15 protein-coding genes and 1 pseudogene are annotated in these 17,201 nt (G+C 59.0%); 10 read left to right on the forward strand and 6 right to left on the reverse strand.

The window, feature by feature from the left end; genetic code table 11:
* The first annotated feature begins 111 nt into the window (after positions 1 to 111).
* The 3 genes from AAFX04_10090 to AAFX04_10100 all read left to right on the forward strand — a co-directional run bounded on the left by AAFX04_10090 (position 112) and on the right by AAFX04_10100 (position 2,965).
* Positions 112 to 240: a hypothetical protein gene (locus AAFX04_10090; GenBank protein ID MEO1045778.1), complete on the forward strand. Its 129-nt coding sequence runs from the start codon at positions 112 to 114 to the stop codon at positions 238 to 240.
* Positions 241 to 277: 37 nt separating this feature from the next.
* On the forward strand, positions 278 to 943 hold the full coding sequence (locus AAFX04_10095) for a 2OG-Fe(II) oxygenase (protein MEO1045779.1): 666 nt from the start codon (positions 278 to 280) through the stop codon (positions 941 to 943).
* 180 nt (positions 944 to 1,123) lie between these two features.
* A complete protein-coding gene (locus AAFX04_10100) occupies positions 1,124 to 2,965 on the forward strand; it encodes a DUF885 domain-containing protein (protein MEO1045780.1) in 1,842 nt (613 codons plus the stop codon).
* A gap of 17 nt (positions 2,966 to 2,982) precedes the next feature.
* On the opposite strand, the gene AAFX04_10105 is transcribed toward AAFX04_10100, so the two are convergent.
* Complete coding sequence (locus AAFX04_10105; GenBank protein ID MEO1045781.1) at positions 2,983 to 4,953, reverse strand: asparagine synthase-related protein; 1,971 nt, start codon at positions 4,951 to 4,953, stop codon at positions 2,983 to 2,985.
* Between the two features lie 379 nt (positions 4,954 to 5,332).
* On the opposite strand from AAFX04_10105, the gene AAFX04_10110 reads away from it, so the two are divergent.
* From AAFX04_10110 to argE, 5 genes are all read left to right on the forward strand, one after another.
* Positions 5,333 to 5,761, forward strand: coding sequence for a hypothetical protein (locus AAFX04_10110; GenBank protein MEO1045782.1), 429 nt, complete (start codon positions 5,333 to 5,335; stop codon positions 5,759 to 5,761).
* Between the two features lie 36 nt (positions 5,762 to 5,797).
* Positions 5,798 to 6,982, forward strand: coding sequence for a DUF2891 domain-containing protein (locus tag AAFX04_10115; protein MEO1045783.1), 1,185 nt, complete (start codon positions 5,798 to 5,800; stop codon positions 6,980 to 6,982).
* Positions 6,983 to 7,010: 28 nt separating this feature from the next.
* Positions 7,011 to 7,736, forward strand: a complete 726-nt coding sequence (locus tag AAFX04_10120; protein MEO1045784.1) for a Fe-Mn family superoxide dismutase — start codon at positions 7,011 to 7,013, stop codon at positions 7,734 to 7,736.
* 301 nt (positions 7,737 to 8,037) lie between these two features.
* A complete protein-coding gene (locus AAFX04_10125; GenBank protein ID MEO1045785.1) occupies positions 8,038 to 9,195 on the forward strand; it encodes an AI-2E family transporter in 1,158 nt (385 codons plus the stop codon).
* Between the two features lie 51 nt (positions 9,196 to 9,246).
* Positions 9,247 to 10,476 carry an acetylornithine deacetylase gene (argE, locus tag AAFX04_10130; protein MEO1045786.1) on the forward strand — a complete coding sequence of 410 codons (1,230 nt, stop codon included), beginning with the start codon at positions 9,247 to 9,249 and terminating at the stop codon, positions 10,474 to 10,476.
* A 135-nt stretch (positions 10,477 to 10,611) separates the two neighbouring features.
* On the opposite strand, the pseudogene AAFX04_10135 reads toward argE, so the two are convergent.
* Positions 10,612 to 12,203 (reverse strand): annotated as a pseudogene (locus tag AAFX04_10135) (DNA methyltransferase).
* Between the two features lie 80 nt (positions 12,204 to 12,283).
* Positions 12,284 to 12,745, reverse strand: a complete 462-nt coding sequence (locus AAFX04_10140; protein ID MEO1045787.1) for a hypothetical protein — start codon at positions 12,743 to 12,745, stop codon at positions 12,284 to 12,286.
* 461 nt (positions 12,746 to 13,206) lie between these two features.
* On the opposite strand from AAFX04_10140, the gene AAFX04_10145 reads away from it, so the two are divergent.
* Positions 13,207 to 14,334: a fatty acid desaturase family protein gene (locus AAFX04_10145; GenBank protein MEO1045788.1), complete on the forward strand. Its 1,128-nt coding sequence runs from the start codon at positions 13,207 to 13,209 to the stop codon at positions 14,332 to 14,334.
* A gap of 263 nt (positions 14,335 to 14,597) precedes the next feature.
* Here the strand turns inward: AAFX04_10145 and AAFX04_10150 are convergent, their stop codons facing one another.
* Positions 14,598 to 15,290 carry a cupin domain-containing protein gene (locus AAFX04_10150; protein ID MEO1045789.1) on the reverse strand — a complete coding sequence of 231 codons (693 nt, stop codon included), beginning with the start codon at positions 15,288 to 15,290 and terminating at the stop codon, positions 14,598 to 14,600.
* A 126-nt stretch (positions 15,291 to 15,416) separates the two neighbouring features.
* Between AAFX04_10150 and AAFX04_10155 the strand changes: the two genes are divergently transcribed.
* On the forward strand, positions 15,417 to 15,893 hold the full coding sequence (locus AAFX04_10155; protein MEO1045790.1) for a hypothetical protein: 477 nt from the start codon (positions 15,417 to 15,419) through the stop codon (positions 15,891 to 15,893).
* Positions 15,894 to 15,904: 11 nt separating this feature from the next.
* On the opposite strand, the gene AAFX04_10160 is transcribed toward AAFX04_10155, so the two are convergent.
* Both AAFX04_10160 and lgt read right to left on the reverse strand, forming a co-directional pair.
* The gene (locus AAFX04_10160) at positions 15,905 to 16,384 is read right to left on the reverse strand and encodes an asparaginase domain-containing protein (GenBank protein ID MEO1045791.1); all 480 of its coding nucleotides are present in this window, start codon (positions 16,382 to 16,384) and stop codon (positions 15,905 to 15,907) included.
* Positions 16,381 to 17,199, reverse strand: coding sequence for a prolipoprotein diacylglyceryl transferase (gene lgt, locus AAFX04_10165; protein ID MEO1045792.1), 819 nt, complete (start codon positions 17,197 to 17,199; stop codon positions 16,381 to 16,383). The genes AAFX04_10160 and lgt overlap by 4 nt, the downstream gene beginning before the upstream one ends.
* Positions 17,200 to 17,201 lie beyond the last annotated feature (2 nt).

Below are 17,201 nucleotides of genomic sequence, written 5' to 3' on the forward strand. Positions count from 1 at the left end.
CACTTGCCGAGAAACCGGACCCCTTGCCTGATCGCATCAAGCCTCTAGTCTGAACCGCAGGAAACTCCGCCAATGGGGGCTGTCGGGGTGATGGGAGATGGGGAGACGATCATGACAAACATCATATTGCGGCGCAGCGGCAAGTTGGCAGCAGCCTTGATGATGGCGGTGGCCCGGGCCATCGGCGCGGCACTGGATAAGATGGATTTCGTTATGGTCCGCGGTCGGGTCATCGAATAAATCTTCATGCCACGACCACCCGATCTGCATTGAATCCATGCCCAGAACGCCCAATAGCCGCAAGCTGGCGAAATTCGGCAAACAGGTCAGCAGCCGGCTCGACCGCAATGGCCGCGTCTATCGCTTCGAAACCGACGAGGCGCAAGTCTACAGCATGCGCGGCTTCCTACCGCCCGATGACTGCCGCATGCTGATGCGTTTGATCGACCGCGACGCCATCCCGTCAACGCTCTATGACACGCCGGAGGACACCCAGTTCCGTACCAGTTCAAGTTGTAACTTCCCGCGCCATGACCCCGAGGTACAGCGCATCGCCCAGCGCATATCGGGCCTGCTGGGCCTAGCCAGCGAATATGGCGAGACGATACAGGGTCAGCGCTATCGCATAGGCGAGCAGTTCAAGCTGCATCATGATTTCTTCCATGAAGGAAGCGACTATTGGGAAAAGGAGATGAACCGCGCCGGCCAGCGCAGCTGGACCGCAATGGTTTATCTCAACCAGCCACAAGGCGGCGGCGAGACCCATTTCCCGCATCTCGGCTTCGGTGTCGTCCCGGAAACCGGATCGTTGCTGGCATGGAACAACATGACCCCCCAGGGCAGGCCCAATCGCCATGTCGCGCATATTGGCGCGCCGGTGACGGCAGGCGTCAAATATATCATCACCAACTGGTTTCGCGAACGGCCCTGGGCGGACGATTAGTCTGTAAACGGCCCATATGCGAAGGGTCGGAGAGGCGGGCTGACTCAGGATCAGATCAGATGTTATAACATCATGTCCAGAAACCATCGACCAACGCCGCATCCTCTTCGGCTGACGCCGTTGCGATAGCCTTTTGGAAGGCGTAATCTTGCTGGCAGATCACGATTAGGGGACTTCATTATGCGTGTTACCATGCTGCTAGCCACATCGACCATTGCCCTCGCCGTCTCGGCGCCGGGTCAGGTCTTCGCCAATACTAGCCCGGCCGAAACCGCGCTTGAAGTGGTTGCGATGGACCATGGTGAGGAAAAGAGCGAAGGTGAGAAGTTGCGCGCCATCTTTGCCGCCGATGACCAGGCATCGCTGAAGCGCAACCCGATCAGCGGACTTTTCCGTGGCGACATGCGCTATGCGGACCAGTTTGGCGATTATATCTCCGATGCCTATTTCGATGCTGAACGCCAGGCGGCACTGGACAATCTGAAGGCGCTCGAAGCCATTGACCGCAGCAAGCTGAATACCGTCGATGCCATTGCCTATGATGTGTTCAAGCGTAACCAGGAAGTCTCGCTCAAAGGCTATTCGGATGAAATCATGGCGCTGACGGTCGTTCGGCCGCTCAATCATTTCTCCGGCTTCCACACATTCTACCCCAATTTCGCCTCGGGCACCGGGGCCGCACCCTTCAGGACAGTTGAAGATTATGAGAACAATCTGAAGCGGCATCAGGGCTTCATCACGCTGATCGATGCCAGCATCGAACGCTTCCGTCAGGGCGAAGCCTCGGGCGTGTTCGAGACCAGGCTGACTATCGGCAATGTTATCGAACAACTCAACACCCAGCTTGCCCAGAGCGTCGAGGAGAGCCCCTATTTCGGCCCGGTCAAGAAATTCCCCGAAGGCATTAGCGAAGCCGACCAGGCGCGGCTGACCGCAGAATATCGTGACACTATCGAAAACGGTATCTATCCCGCCTATACCCGGCTGCGCGACTATCTGCGCGACAGCTATCTGTCTCAGGCACGTGAGGGGGTCGGTCTCTCCTATATGAAGGGCGGCGAGACGCTTTACCAATATCTGCTTGAGCAGACGACGACCCTGCCGCTGACCGCGAACGAGATCCATGAGCTGGGCCTCAGCGAAGTTGCGCGTATCACCACCGAGATGGAGGCGATCAAGCAGGAAGTCGGCTTTGGAGGGACGCTGAAAGAGTTTTTCGACTTCATCCGCACCGATCCGCAGTTCAAGCCGGAGAGCCGCGAGGCGCTGACTCAAGCCTATTATGACCTTGGCAAAAAAGTCGATGCGGTAATCGAGACCCAGTTCAAGGTGATCCCCAAGACGCCACTGGAAATCCGCCCCTATGAGCCGTTCCGCGAAAAGTTCCAGGCAGGTGGTTCCTATCAGTCGGGCACGCCTGATGGCTCGCGTCCGGGCATCTTCTATTTCAACGCCTATGACCTGCCCAGCCGCACCACGCCGGGTCAGACCACGCTCTATCTGCATGAGGGTGCACCGGGCCATCATTTCCAGATCAGCCTGGCACAGGAAAATGCCGCCCTGCCCGCTTTCATGCGCTTTGGCGGCAACACCGCCTATGTCGAGGGCTGGGCGCTCTATTCGGAGAAGCTGGGCTTCCCCATGGGGCTGTTCGACGATCCCTATCAGCGGCTGGGCCATCTCGACGACGAAATGCTGCGCGCGATGCGGCTGGTCGTCGACACCGGACTGCACTCCAAGGGCTGGACCCGTGAACAGGCAATCAAATATATGCTCGACAATTCGTCCATGGGCGAGACCGACGCCACTGCCGAGGTCGAGCGCTATATCGCCATTCCGTCACAGGCGGTTGCCTACAAGATCGGCGCGCTGACCATACAAAGGCTCAAAAGAGAGGCGCAGGCAGAACTGGGCGATGCTTTCGACCCGCGTGAATTTCACGACCAGATACTCAATACCGGCGCGCTGCCGATGAGTGTACTTGAATCGAAAATCCGTGACTGGGTAACGGCGCAGAAATAAGCCGCACAACGGGGCGGTCAGCCGCCCGGCACAGCCTGTTGCGGCGGGCCATCTTCATCGAGCCATTGCTGAAGCCGTTCGATACGGTCGACGCTCAAAAAGCTTGCATTTAGCTGGCCCGGTCGCGTCTGCTCGCCCCTGGCGGCATTTTGCCGGAATAGCGGGCGCAATGTATCGGCTTCGGGCAGCGCCACCAGCCTTTTGCGCAAATGGGCAAAGTCGACATATTCGTGCAGCCGACTGTCGCGTTCAAGCACCGCCAGCCGCTCCAGATAATAACCACGGTTTTCCGCAACCCCGAACGGCAATTCGGGCGATGGCAGCATCTTCTGCCGGCGCAGCCTTATGCTGTCGGGTAACACCCCCAGCATGATGGTGCGAAACGGCTTGCGCTGCATATCGCGGTCGCACAGAAATTCGGGCGGGCAGGTCAACATATACTCCACCAGATCGACATCAAGCATCGGAAAGCTGTACTGTACGCCATGGCGCGCCGACGTCGCCGCCAGGCTGTCGAGCCTGCCGGTATCGGCAATCTGTTCCAGCCCTGCTATCTGGCTAAGGGTGACATCGCCACCATCATGATCGCGCATCGTTTTGCCGCGATATTGCGGGCGCAATCCCATGATATCGCGCTGTGTTTCCGCTACACCGCTCTCACCGCGCAGCCATGTCTTGATCGGCCGCGAACGACCCATGGGCAGCAATGCAGTCAGGCCGATCGCTGCGGCACGCCTTGCGGCACCCAGGAGACCCTTTTGCGCATGGGCATTGCGGATATCGCCCCAGACGGGGCCGAGATGGCCGCGCCGCAATGCATGGGAAAAGGCCTGATGCCCGAGATAGGTGACGCACTGATCGCCGCCCCATCCGCACAGCACGGTGTCGGCACCGCTTTCCGCTGCCAGCCGGCACGTCTCATCTTCACGCAAGACATAGCTGCCCTCGATCCTGTCCGGTTCAGGCTGGGCCAATAGCCCCGGAGGGCCGGGTGCATGCGCTACTTTGGTCATACTGATGCGGTTCGAGGCTTTGACAATATCTTGCGCCACAGCACTTTCATCGACAAAAAGGTCGGGATCGGCATCATCGGACAGGGTACCGATATAGGCATGGACATGCTGATCCTCCGCAGGGAGCAAATTGGCTGCGGTGGCGGTGATGCCGCCTGCATCCAGCCCGGCCGAAAGCTCCGAGGCGACCGGACCGCATAGCGGCAGGCGGACCGCGACGGCATGGTCGAAACGCTGCTTAAGCCCGGCGCACCATTGGTCATAATCCGGATTCTGCCGCGCCAACCGGGGCGGCGTGAGATGCCAATAGCGCCGGACATGCGGCATGCCCTGCGCCAGTGTCAGCTGATGCGCCGCGCCCAACAGCCTGACATCCTCGACCATGGTCCCGTCGCCGGAACGCACATTTGTCGCCAGATAGGCCAGCGAAGTGTCCCAGTCACGCTTGTGCGCCACCAGACCCGAACCGGTAAAGGCACGCGCCAGTGAGGCAAAGGCAAAACCGTCTCCACCGAGCCGGCTATAATATAGCGGGCGCACACCGAAATGGTCGCGCCGCAGAATCAGCCGGTCCTGATCCGCATCATAAAGCGCAAAGGCGAAATCGCCCCTCAGCGCGTCGAGGCCGTCTTCGCCCCTGGCGCAATAGAGCGCGGCGATAATATCGGCGTCGCTAGCATCATCGTCCATGGCCTGATCGGGCAGCAGCACCCGCAAGGCAGCGCGGTTATGGAGCCGACAATCGGCAACCAGTCCCACCGCGCCGCGGTGCACAATGGCGTTGTTGAAATGGTAGGACGGCGCATTGGACGGCGGTACATTGGCCAGGGCAAGGGTCACGTCGCCAATGACCAGATGCGAAAACCCGCTGACCTGTCGCAATGGCTCCGATGCTATCAACGCGCTGGCAAAATCATCAATCGCTACCGGTTTGTCCGAAACGGCACCATGCCAGCCGCAAAACAAGGATACCATGGCTAAACCCTTTAATCCGCAAGCGCTACGCGGCGCGGTACGATATAGGTTCAGGACAAGCTGAAAGTAACGGGCGCAGCTGTCTCGGTATCAGCGAAGGTTCCGCCCCGCACATCTTCCATCGTTGTCATTCGGTCAGTTCGGGCCGACGCCATGGCAGGCGTTCACGGGCTTTGTCTTCGCTAATCGCCGCGGGTTCGTCAGCCATCATTTGCTCCCTCTTCAAACAGATATACGGTCGATCATCAGCGATTTGCACAGGCTATCGTCTCCCCATGCAATTTGATCCGCTCTCGCAGCCCGTTTCCGGCAATCGGAAACCAAGACATACCATTTCTGCGAACAGACGCGCTGAGTGCTCTTCTCGGCACGGCGCTATATGGGTTCAGGACAAGCTACCAGTGCCCGGATTAGCTGGCTCGTTGAAAGCGAGCGTCCCGGCCTTTACCTCTTCGATTGTCGTCAGCTCGACCAGTTCGGGTCGACGCCATGGCAGGCGTTGACGGGCTTCGTCTTCGCCAAGCACTGCGGATTTGTCGGCCATAATTCGCTCCCTATTCAAAAAGATAATCCAATCGATCTCGAGCAAGTCCGCGCAGGCTATCGTTTACCCATGCAATTTATTCGGGTTTGGCGGCCCCTTTCCGGTGATCGAAAGAAAAAACACACTCATTCCGAACAACAGATTATTTGTGCATTTTTATCAGCAGGAGGCAGTATTGCAAGCGGGAATGCTTTGTCCGGTAATGCGTCAGGCAGGATCGCTGCGTGGGGCAGCAGGCGAGAAATCTTGGCACGGCCTATTTGACTGGTCTATTCCTGCCTTACAGTGCAAGGAGCAAAGATGATGATTAGAACGCGGTTGTTATTTCCAACCTCCATGGGGCTCGCCCTGCTGTCGCTGGCCACTGCCTGCAAACCGGTCGATCTCGAAAAGCGGGAGACCGAAGCCAATGCCATCGCGATTCCCGAGCCGCGCGCCAATGTGCTGACCGACCGCTTCGCGACCTTCGCGCTCGCCTGTGTGCACAAGCAATATCCCAACAAGATCAGCCATGTACTCGACAGCGATGCCGATGTCGGCGAACCACGCGATCTGTACCCCGCCTTTTATGGCTGCTTTGACTGGCACAGCTCGGTGCATGGACACTGGCTGCTGGTGCGCATTCTCAAGACCGATCCCGACAGCCCTGGCGGCGAGGCCCAAAATAACCAGGAAATGCGCGAGGCGATAATCGCCGCGCTCGATCGCAGCTTCACCGAGGAAAACATCGCCGGTGAACTGGTCTATTACCAAGGCGAGGATCGCGGCAGCTTCGAGCGGCCCTATGGCATTGCCTGGTATCTGCAGCTCGTCGCCGAGCTGCATGAAAGCGATGACCCCAAGTTACAGGAATATCGCCAGACACTGGCACCGCTGGAGGACGCGATTGTCGCGCAGATCATGCAGTGGCTGCCCAAGCTCGCCTATCCGATCCGGCTCGGCACCCATAACCAGACCGCCTTCGCATTCGGCCTGATGCTCGACTATGCCCGCACCGTCGAGAACAGCGCGCTGGAACAAGCGCTGATCGACAAGGCGCTGGAATTCCATAAGGATGATGCCAATTGCCCGCTTGCCTATGAGCCATCGGGTGAAGATTTCCTTTCCCCCTGCCTGATGGAGGCGGACCTGATGCGCCGGGTAATGCCTCAGGCGGATTATAGCGCATGGCTCAGCCGCTTCCTGCCTACCATCCCCACAGACGGTTCTGCCGGCTGGCTCACCCCCGGCGTGGTGCGCGATGCCAGCGATGGCAAGCTGGTGCATCTCGATGGCGTCAATCTGTCGCGCGCATGGGCGCTGGAGGGCATTGGCTCGGCGCTTGCCGATGATGACCCGCGCATCCCCGCACTGCTCGCCGCTGCCAAGGTGCACAAGGACACCGGTATCGCCGCCGTCAGCGAAGAGCATTATTCGGGCAGCCACTGGCTCGCCAGCTTCGCCACCTATCTCGAAACCAAGCGGGGTATCAGCACGGCGCAATAGCAGAGTGATCTATAGCAAGGAGAGAGCCATGACGCAGATAACCCGGCGCGACGCCATCAGCACCGTTTCGGCAGGCATTGCCGGAGCCGCCATCATCCCCGCGGCATCAACCGCTGCTATAGCGCAACCACAACCGCTTGCAGCTCCGGCTTTTGCCGCAAAGTACAGCCCACAACCGCTGCCATTCGACCCGAAAAAACTGACCGGGTTGTCGGAGAATCTGATCACATCGCACTGGCAGAATAATTATCAGGGCTCGGTGCGCGCGCTCAACACCATCGAGGGCAAGCTGGCAGAGGCGATGCAAGACGCAGACTTCCCCGCTCTTGTCTATGGTGGCCTCAAGCGTGAGGAACTGCACCGCACCGGGTCGGTCATCCTGCATGAATATTATTTCGGTGCACTGGGTGGCGATGGACGTCCCGCCGGATCGGTGGTTGAGGCAATCGCCGCCAGCTTTGGCAGTTTCGATATGTGGGCCAGCGAATTTCACCGCACCGCATTGTCACTCTCGGGCGGTTCGGGCTGGGCCATTCTCGGCTATAACAGCTATACAAAAAGCCTGCACAACTACTGGGCCTGGGACCATATGCACGGGGCTGCAACCAGCATGCCCTTAATCACGCTCGATATGTATGAGCACAGCTATCACATGGATTATGGCACCGCGACCGGGCGCTATATCGATGCGTTCATGGCCAATCTTGATTGGCAGGTTATCGATGCCCGCTACACGAAAGTAGCCATCGACTAGGCCAGTACGGATTCAGCTAATGATTGAGACGCTCCTGATCGCGCACAGCGTCAAAAACGGCACGGACATTTTGCAGATCCGGCAATAACCGGCTCCGGAGAGCGCCGGGTACATGTGTGGTCATGGGAAAGGCCGGGGATATCGACGCTGCCCCCAAACACGAAGTAGCGATGAGTTGGGCCATGGCATCAGCGGCAATTGGCTCAGGCACGCGGCAGGATCGCTTCGCGCTGAGCTGGAGCCGGACTATCGCCGACTTTAGCCGTTGCACTGCGCGCCAACGCCCGTAATGATGCCAGCAATGAAGCAGAGCAGACTGAGTACGATTTTCTTCTCGCTGGGGCTGGCGATATTGATTGGCTGGCTGCTGTTTATCGGGCGTGACCTCATCCTGCCGATCGTCACCGCCATCATCATGGTGCAGATATTCTTCGCCGCGCGCATGGCCATCGGCCGCGTGCCCGGCCTGCGCCGCAGCCCGTTATGGATGCGCACCATCGTGCTGCTGTTCGGGATACTCGGGCTGGTCTATGCCGTCAGCTGGCTGCTGATCGTCAATCTGGAGACGCTCATCCCCAGCCTGCCGCAATATGAGGCCAATCTGCAGAACCTGTTCAACCAGTGGTTTGCCGCGCCGACCGAACCGCCGCCACCGATGGAGACCGATGACCTGATGGAGGCGCCCGAAGCGATTATCGAGCGCGGCCAGGATGCGGCCCGGCTGGCCTTTCGCGATGCGGTGTACAGCTTTTTCGACACCATCGACATTCCCGCGCTGTCGCAATCGGTACTGTCATCGCTCGGCAGCTTTGGCGGCTTCGTGTTCATCACCGTGCTGTATGCAGGCTTCCTGACGACCGAGATTCGCGGTTTCAAGGACAAGGTCTGCGCCGCTTTCGGTTCCGACCAGCGGGCCAATACCACGCTTGATATCGTGGCCCAGATCAACCTCAATATCGGGCGCTATCTCGCCACCAAGTCGCTGATCAACATCCTGCTCGGCCTGGTCTGCCTGATCATCATGCTGCTTTTCGGGCTGGAATTCGCCATCCTCTGGGCGATTATCATCGGCCTGCTCAACTATATCCCCTATATCGGCTCGATTGTCGGCGTCGCTTTTCCGGCGCTGTTTGCCGTGGCCCAGTTCGGCAATCTGACCACGCCGCTGATCATCACCGGGCTGCTCACCGCGGCGCAGACGATCATCGGCAATGTCGTCGAACCCAGGATGATCGGCAAGTCGCTCAATCTCAGCGCTTTTTCCATCATGCTGGTGCTGTCCTTCTGGACCGCCATATGGGGCATTCCCGGCGCGATATTGGCGGTACCGTTCACCACCATCATGATGCTGGTACTGGCCGAATGGCCGGCGACCCGGCCAATCGCCGCGCTGCTCTCCGAGGATGGCCGCCAATATGCCCCGCGGCCCGAGCCCGAGGCGGTCCCGGCAACCGAATGAGACAGGCAGTAACAGCACAGATGTGACAATCGCGCCGCAACGCGTTAGGCCATGGATATGACTGCCGCACCTTCCTCCGACCTGCTCGCTTCCGCGCTCGCCATCCTCGAAAAGCTGATCAGCTTTGACACCACCTCGCGCGGCTCCAATCTGGAGCTGATCGCCTGGGTAGAGGATTATCTGGCGGGGCATGGCGTCAGCGCCAGCCGCGTCGCCAATGTGCCCGGCGAGGATGGCGTCAAAAAGGCCAATCTCTTCGCCACGATCGGCCCCGATGTTCCCGGCGGCGTGATCCTCTCTGGCCATAGCGATGTTGTGCCAGTGGATGGCCAGCCCTGGACCAGCGATCCATGGACGGTGACGCCTCGCGCAGTCGAGGGCCCAAATGGTAAGGAACATCGCCTTTATGGCCGCGGCACATCGGATATGAAGGGCTTTATCGCCGTCGCGCTCGCTGCCGTGCCGCTGTTCGTCAAAGCCAGCAAGCCCGTCCATCTCGCGATCAGCTATGATGAGGAAGTCGGCTGTCAGGGCGCGCCCGCAATGATCACCCGAATGGCCGAGACCATTCCGCCGCCGCTCTGCGCGATTATAGGCGAGCCCAGCCTGATGCAACCGATCAGCGGACATAAGGGCATCAATGTCTATGAGGTCATCGTCACCGGCAAGGAGGCGCATAGCAGCCTGCCGCATCTCGGCGTTTCGGCCACCATGGTCGCAGTCGATCTGATGGCGGAACTGCGCGAACTGGCGCTGACGCTTGAGGCCAATCCGCCTGCAGGCTCCGGCTTTGTCCCGCCGCATGCGACGCTAACCATCGGCACGATTCAGGGCGGCACCGCGTCCAACATATTGGCGCGCGAATGTCGCTTCACCTTTGATCTGCGCTGCCCGCCGGGTGTCGATGCCGAGGAGGTGCTGGTCCCCTTCCGCGCCGACATAGCCCGCGCCGACGCCGCGATCGGCGCCCACTGCGACACATGCGGCGTCACACTCACCCGGATGGCCAATGTCCCGCCGCTGGCACCGACAGAACACAACCCCGCCGAGGCTCTCGCCCGCAACCTCAGCCCTGCGGTAAAACCCGGCGACAATAGCCCCGCCGGCCAGGTCTCCTACGCCGCCGAGGCCGGCCAGTTCCAGCAAGCCGGCTTCCCCACCATAATCTGCGGCCCCGGCTCGATAGAACAGGCGCACCAGCCGGATGAGTGGATCGCAGTCGAACAAATGGCGCAGGGGGTGGTGTTTATGGAACGATTGGCGGTGGAGTTGGGGGCTTAAAGCGCGCGTCCTAACGCATTTTATTTAGGACCGTCATTGCGAGGAGCGAAGCGACGCGGCAATCCAGAGCACAGCGCTCCAACGCCCTGGATTGCTTCGCTGTGCTCGCAATGACGGCAATGATTGTACTTGGCATTATAAAAGCTTGCCCTGCTGCTTTTCCTCGCGTTTGGCTTTTTTGAAGGTGGACGGGTCAACCCAGGGAATATCGGGGCGCTTGTTCTGGAACAATTCGGCCAGGGTGATGATCTGTAGCCGAGCATGGCTGCGCCCAGTCGTTGGGTTTTCCCACCGGCCAACGCTGGCAGCATCGCGTTCCATCGCACGGGTCGGCAGTTGCGCTGTAATCAATACGCCAATCGGCGCGCCCTCGCGCTCGATCACCTGCGCCAGCCGCCCAACATCCTTGACCCCGGTGCTACCACCCTTGATCTCGACAATCGCCTTTTCGGTCTTTTTACCATCGGGCTTGAAATATATAATCCCGTCAATTCCACCATCGGGACCTTTGCGGCCTCCTTTCCAAGGGACAGCATCGACTACGGACAGCGCCCAAAGCTCAAATTGATGCTTATCGCGTTTGGCCAAGTCTTCTGCCGAAGCCAGCGATTGTGGACGACCGACGACGTCGAAACTGATTTCGGGGAAAGCGTCCTTCATCCGCTTTTCGATCAGCCCGATTGCGAGATGGGTGACATCGATACCGACCCATGACCTCCCCAACTTCTGCGCTGCATGCACTGCTGTGCCGCAGCCGCAAAAGGGATCGAGCACTACATCACCTTCATTCGACGAGGCGGCGATAATGCGTTCGAGTAGGGCGAGCGGTTTCTGGGTTGGGTAGCCGAGGCGTTCTTGGGATTGCCCCTGTAATGGCCTGATATTCTCCCAAATAGTATCTACGGGATTCCCATCCTGTTCATCAAGATACCGCTTTTGTGCAGGAACAGCGCCAGGCTTAGCCTGAATTACAATGCCATCTTCATAAGCCTTTTGCATTCTTTCGCGTGTCCATCTCCAGACACGGGTTACACCTAGAAATTCATATGTCAGGTTAGGCCTATTCTTATTTGGATTGGTTAAGTCTGAGAGGCGGTAACGTCTGCCAGTTTCTGCCTCTTCGTATTTGTAGAATTTTGCAACATATTCTGGATCATGTTCCTCGAAAGGCTGATTCCACTTCCACTCGTCAGACTTTGTGACCTCAATATCACGTCATGATTTCTGGCGAAGCGTGTGAAAGCTAAGCTCTTTGCGTTTTGACGCCGCCAAATTATTTCATTACCAAAATTTGTGGCCCCAAACACCCCATCGAGCAGCAACTTCAGGTAATGGCTCGCGGTCGGGTCACAGTGAAGATAGAGGCTGCCCGTCTCTTTAAGCACCCTATGCAGTTCAATTAGCCTTACAGCCATCATAGCCAGATAGGCCATCATGTCATTTTCACCGAGAAAGTTGCGCATCGCACGCAGCAGTTCGAACGCCTGCGCATTGCCCGAGCGCATAACATCGTCAAACGCCTCTTCAGCAGTATCATTCCAGTGCCAAGTATCTTCAAACGCCTCGATTTGTGCGTCACTGTCCTTACCAGTGGGCGACTTGAACAAGATATTGTAATTGGCGTTAGAATTGAATGGTGGATCGAGATAGATGAGGTCAACGCTTTCATCAGCGATATGCTCACGCAACACATGCAGATTGTCACCATAATAGAGCGTGTTGGTCATCGCCTTCCCCTTTTGCAAAGGTCTATTCGCAAAGCAAAACAATGCCAAGCCATTAGATCAAAGCGAGAAGGTGCAGCCTCCTAAAACCGCACCCCCACCGTAACCCCATAAATCACCGCATCCGGGCCTTCGGAAAAGTCATAGGACACGGTCGGCGCGATGACCCAGTCGCCGATATCGATCTCATAGAGCAGGCCGGTGCGGGCGATGAAGAAGGTCTCGCCCTCGGCCCATTCGACGCCGGGGCCGATTTGCAGCACAAAGCCCGGTTGCAGATGGATATCCATCACCGCCAGCAATGTGGTCGCGTCGACCGCGCCCTCGGCACGCTCGGCAACAAAGCCGATGCCCAGCCGCTCGCTAAGTTCATACTCATAATCCACGCCATAGGTGATCGCCGTCTCGCCATCCTCCACCAGCGTCGTGGCGCCGAGGATCAGCGACAGATGGTGCCGGGTCTCGCGCTCTTCCGCGCTTTCGGTGGTCTGGGCCAGCGCCATCTGCGGCAGCGCGGCGCAGGCCAGAGCCGATAACAATGCCACGCCGCGCATAGAGCCTGACTTGACCCGCCCGGACCGTATATATCCCCGCTTTCGCATAACCACTCCCCCCTTTCAGGATGCAGTATAGACTGTCTGGGACGCCTTGTAGCGCTTGATACGCAGCCGGAATAAGCGCGCGGAGGGAGTGAAGCGTTGATAGCGATCTGTCCTACACCGCCGTGCCGGCACTATAATCGCGGCATGATGGATTTGCCGGTCATCGCCACCCATAATGCCTGTTTTTGCGCCCTGTCCCAAGTGTCACCTACACGGGCTTTTAGCCGAAAAAGCGCATTATTTCAGCTATATGGGGGTGCTCCCCTGATGGTGACAGCCTGTCACCCTGTGTCACCTTCAGGGCCGATTCGGACCTATTGGCCCAGGCGTAGCAATGGCGGCGCGGCAGCGGCGGATTCCCCGGCGTCGTTGCCGCCTCCGATGGCGCGTGATATTATTGTTCCATGCCTGCCGTTAAAGCCGCCAGCCCCCGACAGATTTTCGCGCCCGAGCAATGGCGCGCGCTGACGTCTGTGTCGCGCTGGCGCGGGCTGGCGCTGATTGCGCATGGCTGGGCCGTGGTGGCGTTGGTGGCTGGCGGGACGGCCTGGCTGTGGACCGCGGATTTTGCATGGAGCTGGCTGGTGGCATTGGTGGTGACGCCTTTGGCGCTGGCACTGCTCGGCGGGCGACAGTTGGGGCTGGCGATATTGATGCATGAGGCGGCGCATGGCCTGACGCATCCGAAGCGCAAGACCAACAATTTTGCCGGCGACTGGCTGGCGGGCGCGGCGACGGGGGCGGACCTGCAAAGCTATCGCGCCTATCACCTCACCCATCACCGCTTTACCCAGCAACCAGAGGACCCGGACCTGCCGCTCTCCGCGCCGTTTCCGGTGCGCCCGGACTCGCTGAGACGCAAGATCATCCGCGATCTGACCGGGCAGACGTTTCTGAAGCAACGCGCGGCGCAATTTGGCTATGCGCTGAAGGGGCTAAAAGCGATGCTGCGCGGCAGTGGCGGCACGACCGCTGCAAAACGCGATACCAGCGCCGGGACCGTGTTTAACCGGAGCGAGCGCACCGAGGCGGCGAAAGGCGATCATGCCAGCAGCAATGGCGTCTCCGCACCGGTAACCGATGACAGCGGCGCGATCGCCACGGCGAAGAGCACCGGGCGCTTTTTGCTGGTGCAACTGGTGCTGGTGTTACTGGCAATGCTTGCGCTGGGGCCGGTCACGGGCGGGATAGCCTATGCGCTGTGGCTGGTGGCGCTGGCGACGACATTCCCGCTGTTCCTGCGCATCCGCAATATCGCCGAACATGCCTGCACCACGACGGGGAGCAGCGACCCGTTCAGCCATGCGCGCACCACCTATGCCGGGCCATTGGCGCGGGCGACGGTGGCGCCCTATTGGGTGAATTACCATGCCGAGCACCATCTGTTTATGGGCGTGCCTTGCTATCGCTTAGCCGAGACGCATCAGCATTTGCTTAGCCAGGGGCATGGTGCAAAGATGACCATCGCGCCCGATTATCGCAGCGTCTTGCGGCAGGTGACAGGCAGAGAAGCGACGCGGGTGGCGGCTTAGGTTCCTCAGTAAAAAACCGTCAGGGCTGAGCTTGTCGAAGCCCGTTTCTCAGCATGGCACCAAGTCGAGAACCGCCCTTCGACAGGCTCAGGGCTAACGGTAAAGTATTCAGGCAGAGGAGATTAGAGTCGATTTCATTTACATTGAATCGTCATTGCGAGGAGCGAAGCGACGCGGCAATCCAGAGCGGGTGCGTGTTGCCCTGGATTGCTTCGCTACGCTCGCAATGACGTGTTTCAAGCTAAGTGAAGAACAGTCTAGGTTCAGGCGGCGGCCTTGGCCCAGTCGCCCAGCACTTCCGGGCTGAGATGACCGGTCTTCACCCAGATCAGCGCGCCACTTTCGCTATAGGGGCTGTGCGATGATCCGGGTGGCTGACGCATCCACGTACCCGCCGGATAGGTGCCATGCTCATCGGCCAGAGTGCCTTCCAGAACCAGCGTCTCCGAGCCTCCGGGATGCACATGCGCGGGATGCGATGATCCTGCTTCCCAGCGCACCAGCTTGACCTCTTCAGCACCAAAGCGGTGCAGCGGTGCCGCCGAGACACCTTCCCCATCGGGCAGCGGTGCCAGGTCAAGGCTATGCATATCGAGATGGAATTGGCGCGTATCACCTGCATCGAACTGGTGCAGCTTGACGAAGATGGTGCAGCCGTCAGAGCTGTAGGGCGTATGGCTGGTGCCGATAGGATTGCGCACATAACTGCCCGCCGGATAGTCGCGATGCTCGTCGGAGAAAATGCCTTCGAGCACGACAAATTCCTCACCACCGCCATGCATATGCGCACCGAAATGGCTGCCAGCGGCATAGCGCACGATCGAGGTGGCGCGGGCGACTTCGCCGCCGATACGGTCGAGCATCTGGCGATCAACCCCGTCGAGCGGCGACGGGGTCCAGTCGACATCGCCCGGGCGGACGACAGCGGTCTGGGTAAAGTCGGCGTGGATATGCATGGAGCAAATATCGGCATGACGGGGCAGGTCTGCAAGGGGCATGCTATGCTGTCATAATAGTGACCGGCGAATCCGATATGCTATTTGCCGCCGACAGGATCGGATAGCCAATAGGAGGATCATGCGATGCAACTGCCGATATTGCCGCTCGCCATGCTGACCCTGACCGCACCGATGATGGCCCAGAATTTCGACGGGCTGGAGACTACAAGCGCCTGTTATATGCGAGTTTACGATTCCGAACATCTGGCCCGCAACCCGAAACAGACAGTGACCCGTTTTTTCGTCGCGCGCCGCGGTGCCGGTAACGATTTCGAGGAACTGCCGATCCGCGTCGGCTATACGCTGAAGGGCTCGCGCGACTATTTTCAGGCTAATGGCCGCTGCCTGCGCGTCGACACCGGGTATAGCTGCTGGCTCGAAGGCGATATGGGTGCCTTCACCATGACACGGCTCGAAAAGAATAAAATGCAGGCCAGCCTCATCCGCATGAGCATCGAGGGCTATTACAGCTTCAGCGCCGAACTCACCGAAGACGATAACCGCGTGATGCACCTTTACGCAACCGGCATCTCGCAATGCGGGCGCCCGCGCCGGAACTGATCAGCGACGGCTCAATTGTTGACGAAGCGCCCGGCGGCACGGTCCTTATGGCTGACCCGCGGGTCGAAAATCTGGCCGTTCATCGCGACATAAACCCCGGGCGGCAGCGCCTGCACCGCGGCAAAGGCAAAACCGACATTGAACGCGGCATCGCTGTTCTTGATCCGCGCCGGCTGCAGCGATCCGGTCAGCACGATGGTCTTGCCATCGATGCGTGACAGCGCTTTGCCGGTCTCGATCATGGTGTCGGTGCCATGAGTGATCAGGATATGCGGCGCATCGGATGCGGCGACGGCCTCGCAGATGGTGGCACGGTCTGCATCGGTCAGTTCCAGACTGTCCTTGCGCATCAACTGCGTCACGCGATGCGGTGCATGGACATTATTCTCGGCAAGGATATCGGGCAGTGTCGTCTCGCCGACATGATACTCCGACAGCGCGTCGAAATAGACCTTGTCGATGGTGCCGCCGGTGGTGAAGACTTCGATCATTCCGATTCTCTCAATAGCGTTTGCGGATGCCGCCGGATAATCAGCCACAGCCCCACGAGAAGCAACGGAATGGTGAGTGTCTGGCCCATGGTCAGCCCCGTGGACAAGGTACCCAAATTGCGATCCGGCTCCCTGAAGAGCTCCAGCACAACTCTGGACACGCCCATGATGATGAAGAAAACACCGACCAGCAGACCCGGCTGATGCCTTGCGTCTGTCCGCCAAAACAGAAACATCAGCACGATCAGCGGCAACAGGCCCTCCAGTCCAGCCTGGTAAAGCTGGCTCGGATGCCTTGGTTCATCTCCGGCCAGGGGAAAGATCATTCCCCAGCTACCATCGGTCGGACGTCCCCATAATTCTCCGTTCACAAAATTGGCGAGCCGGCCCAGCATGTGCCCAAAGGGATAAACACAGACAATGTAATCACCGATCCGAAGCCAGTTGAGCTGACGCCTATAAGCAAAGATCATGATGGCCAGCAGCATGCCAAGCACACCACCGTGAAACGACATGCCACCGGTCCAGATGGCAAAGATCTTGAGGGGGTCAGCCAGAAATTCGGCCGGATTGTAGAACAGGACATAGCCCAGACGGCCACCGAGAATCACGCCGATGGTGGCCCATAGAAGAAAATCATCGACATCCTGTGACGACATGGGTGGGTTGGAGCGGGTCAGCATCCGCTTGAGCATCCACCAGCCAAACACAAGCCCCAGCAGATAGGCCAGACTATACCAGCGCAGCGCAAAACCCCCTATCTCCAAAATGATTGGAGATAGGCCGAGATCATCGAAATTGACGATGTTGTTCAAAT

The organism is Pseudomonadota bacterium, from assembly GCA_039818985.1.
Lineage (GTDB): Bacteria > Pseudomonadota > Alphaproteobacteria > Sphingomonadales > Sphingomonadaceae > Alterisphingorhabdus.